General features: G+C 60.7%; 4 protein-coding genes. 3 read left to right on the top strand and 1 reads right to left on the bottom strand.

Translation table 11 applies throughout. From position 1 onward, the window contains the following. The first annotated feature begins 732 nt into the window (after nt 1–732). Nucleotides 733–1131, top strand: coding sequence for a hypothetical protein (locus JT360_RS32845; RefSeq protein WP_214477544.1), 399 nt, complete (start codon nt 733–735; stop codon nt 1129–1131). A 177-nt stretch (nt 1132–1308) separates the two neighbouring features. On the opposite strand, the gene JT360_RS32840 is transcribed toward JT360_RS32845, so the two are convergent. Beyond that, nucleotides 1309–2508 carry an IS256 family transposase gene (locus tag JT360_RS32840; RefSeq protein WP_214477543.1) on the bottom strand — a complete coding sequence of 400 codons (1200 nt, stop codon included), beginning with the start codon at nt 2506–2508 and terminating at the stop codon, nt 1309–1311. A 223-nt stretch (nt 2509–2731) separates the two neighbouring features. Between JT360_RS32840 and JT360_RS32835 the strand changes: the two genes are divergently transcribed. Beyond that, nucleotides 2732–2896 (top strand): hypothetical protein, encoded by a 165-nt coding sequence (locus tag JT360_RS32835; RefSeq protein WP_214477542.1) that lies wholly within the window; start codon nt 2732–2734, stop codon nt 2894–2896. 400 nt (nt 2897–3296) lie between these two features. Next, nucleotides 3297–3488 carry a hypothetical protein gene (locus JT360_RS32830; RefSeq protein ID WP_214477540.1) on the top strand — a complete coding sequence of 64 codons (192 nt, stop codon included), beginning with the start codon at nt 3297–3299 and terminating at the stop codon, nt 3486–3488. Nucleotides 3489–3513: the final 25 nt, after the last annotated feature.

The following is a 3513-nucleotide window of genomic DNA, read 5'->3' as shown; positions in this document are numbered from 1 at the left end:
TAGAGTTCTCTCTTGCGGCAGGTGATGCACTCCATCACCCTCCGAAGACCGGGCTGCAACCCGATCGGCCCGCGCTCTCCGCCAGAGCTGCAGGCTTCCGCGAGGGGAACGCCATGGCCAAAGGCCGGCAATAACCTATATCGCGAGCATGCCGACTGGATGGCATCCAGCCGCTTCGCGACCGGGAGGATGCCGCAGACGGCATGGAAAATGCGCCCGCGGCGTTGCTTGGCCTTCTGGACGGCAAGAATTTCGGCAAGTTCATCGTGACGTTCGCCGGAGACTGAATGGCATTTAGTAGCACACACGGCTGATAGCTCACTTGGCCCCACCAGGACTGTGCGCGGGCTCGCGTACACTGTTCGGTTCCGCCTCAGTCTTGCTGAACGATTTTCTGTGTCAGCTCTTAGGTCCGCGCCCGTTTTTTATGCGAGACGGCTCCGAGGCGTTTGCTCGCACGGAAAGTCGCTGCTCGCGCAACCGTGCCGTCTTGGCATTTCTCGCCACGCGCTCAGCCTTAACTGCTAGCTTTGATTCGCAATCATTAGGCTCGATCCGTTCTTTGTCTACGCGTCGTTGGGTCAAGAAAGCCTCCTTGACTAAACCGACCGGTGAAATGCAGCTCTTGCTAAAATGTTCCGCACTAGAGCCAGACGCCCCCTGGCCACATGGACATATCGGGTATCCAACTGGCTTGCTGAGCGCGCCGGCCTGGCCGACACAGGTCGGCAGATGGGACTAAGAAATCTCGTTGAAGCCAAGCCTGACGCTCGCGTGTTCTTCGCGGGCCGCTCGAAAGAGGAAATCCGCTACTACCTCCGCAAGACGGTCGAGTTTCAAAAGGAACGCTACCGTCGCCGGCTGGGGGAGTTCATGGATAAGGACGGGCTATCGGGCTTCTATCGCGAGGGCCGATGGTTTTTCCAGAAATACCATGACGACGCGGACGTGATGGCCCTGTGCAACTATGCCGGCCTGAAGGTGATCACGTTCAAAAGCGATCGGTCAATGTGGCAAGTCGAGGCGATGAAAGAACGGGAGTTGAACCCCGAACAAATCGCTTCGGCAATAGGCAGCAGGTGTGCGAAAGGGTATCCTTCGTCGTCCGATGAACGGCGTAGTGCCGGGTAATCCTCAAGATCCTCGTAGGGAGTCAAATTCAGATTGGCCGGCACTTTTTCGAGCCGCTTCCGGCTGGGGGCAGTGACGCTCCAGCGCCGGCCGATTGCCTGAAAAGTGCGATCGTGTCCCAGGGAGTGGTGTAGCTGACGGCTTGGTCGCCGCGCTCTCCGGCATGGGCCGGGCAGATCAGCGCGCCACGGCTGGCAGGCTGATCAGGGGATCATCGCTCATCTGGCTGATCGTTTCCAGCGTCATGTATCTGGCGCGCTGCACGGCCCATTCATCGTTCTGTTCGAGCAGGATCGCGCCGACCAGGCGCACGATCGCATCGTCGTTGGGGAAGATGCCGACGACCTCGGTGCGCCGCTTGATCTCGCCGTTGAGACGCTCGATCGGATTCGTCGAGTGCAGCTTGGCGCGATGTTCCTTCGGGAAGGTCATGTAGGCAAGCACGTCGGGCTCGGCGTCGTCCATGATTGTCGCCAGCTTCGGCACTTTCGGTCGGATCTGGTCGGCGACGGCGCGCCATTGTAGGGATGCGGCCTCGGGCGTCTCCTGGGCGAAGGCGGTGGCGATGAAAGCGGAGACGACGCGGCGCCCGCTCTTGCCGGCATGGGCCAGCACGTTCCTCATGAAGTGGACGCGGCACCTCTGCCATGTCGCCGACAGCACCTTGGTGACGGCCGCCTTGATGCCTTCATGGGCATCGGAGACGACGAGCTTGACGCCGCGCAGGCCGCGGCGGGTCAGCTTGCGCAGGAACTCCGTCCAGATCGGCTCGGCCTCCGAGGTGCCGATCTCCATGCCCAGCACCTCGCGCCGGCCGTCCGCGTTGACGCCGACGGCGATGATGACGGCGACCGAGACGATGCGGCCGCCGCGGCGCACCTTCAGGTAGGTGGCGTCGATCCACAGATAGGGCCAATCGCCCTCGATGGGTCTTTCAAGGAACGCTTTGACCCTGCCGTCGATCTCCTCGCACAGCCGAGAGACCTGGCTCTTCGAAATGCCGCTCATCCCCATAGCCTTGACCAGGTCGTCAACCGAGCGTGTCGAGATGCCTTGCACATAAGCTTCCTGGATGACGGCGGTCAGCGCCTTCTCGGCCATGCGGCGCGGCTCGAGGAAGCCGGGGAAGTAGGAGCCCTTCCTGAGCTTGGGAATGCGCAACTCGACGGTGCCGGCCCGCGTCTCCCAATCGCGCTCGCGATAGCCGTTGCGCTGGGCCGTGCGCAACGGATTCTTCTCGCCATAGGCGGCGCCGGTGGCGGCCCCAACCTCGAGTTCCATCAGCCGCTCGGCGGCAAAGCCAATCATCTCGCGCAAGAGATCGGAATCTGGAGTCTTCTCCACGAGCGCACGCAGGTTCATCATGTCGTCGGTCATCGATGGTTCCTTCGAATCAGGTTGGTGTCAGCAACCCGACCTTACCGGCGAACTGTCGATGACCACCGCAAAGCCGCTCGCTCGCTACAGCGCTATCGAGGGCGCGCTCGCGAACGGCTTCACTACCGCCGAGCTACACCACGTCCCGGGACGCGACCAAAAGTGCCGTTAGTCCGGAACTCAGCCTTGTCGAGCAAGTTCGGCTCTAAAGGAATGCTTCGCCATGCCGGAAGAGAAATCTAAGGGCACGCCAGAGAATCAGTTGGCGGAGTGGCTTGCGAGAGAAACGGGTATAACCGTCGAACAAGCTCGCGAACTGGTCCGGTTGATCGGCCCCTCTATCAACTCGCTTCTGCGAGAGGCGCGGGCCATGAAGCAACAGCGCTGACTAGAAGGCCGCGACGCGCATCCTTCCCTCCCATGCGTTCCGCTAAGCATATATGAGCCAACGTCCTAAGGCGACGGCTAGCTTGAAACGCTCTTTTTGTATGGGCCGCGAATAGCCGGCTTCTCGGCTTCGTTCGCCTCGATCAGCGCAACGATGTCGCCGAATAGCCGCTCATAGATGGTCGGCGCGGTTGCGGGTGAAGGGAGCGTTGCCTGCCCGCGCCGACCACTGCGGCTCTTGGAGGGACTACCGCCACCGTAAGCTAGAGCGCCGCCGGCAAGGCGACAATTCACTGACGCGCCTTTGGTACGAAAACGTACACACATTTGACGTCGCGTAACCTCATCTACCATGTACTTACAAGAATTGACGTTACTCATTGCTTTCTAGGGAGGCTGTGATGGATAGCGTTGCGCCGAACGGCAAGCCCCACCCTTGCGTTGAACTAGTCGAAGCCTGCGGCGAATGGTTCGTCCGCGTGGTTGATGAAGACCAGGAACTGACCTGCTCATTCGATCTGGAATCGTTTGCGATGGCCTTTGCGGAAGACCAGCGGATACGGTTGCATCTCGACAAGTTCACGCGGCTGTAGGCGCTAAAGCGTCGCAGAATGAACT

This window comes from Mesorhizobium sp. dw_380, from assembly GCF_018588885.1.
Lineage (GTDB): Bacteria > Pseudomonadota > Alphaproteobacteria > Rhizobiales > Rhizobiaceae > Mesorhizobium.
This window is presented reverse-complemented; position numbering and strand designations above follow the sequence as displayed.

Excerpts from the sequence above, each read along its gene's own strand:
- JT360_RS32840 (WP_214477543.1), bottom strand. The coding sequence starts at position 2,508 with ATGACCGACGACATGATGAACCTGCGTGCGCTCGTGGAGAAGACTCCA.
- JT360_RS32835 (WP_214477542.1), top strand. The coding sequence starts at position 2,732 with ATGCCGGAAGAGAAATCTAAGGGCACGCCAGAGAATCAGTTGGCGGAG.
- JT360_RS32830 (WP_214477540.1), top strand. The coding sequence starts at position 3,297 with ATGGATAGCGTTGCGCCGAACGGCAAGCCCCACCCTTGCGTTGAACTA.
- JT360_RS32845 (WP_214477544.1), top strand. The coding sequence starts at position 733 with ATGGGACTAAGAAATCTCGTTGAAGCCAAGCCTGACGCTCGCGTGTTC.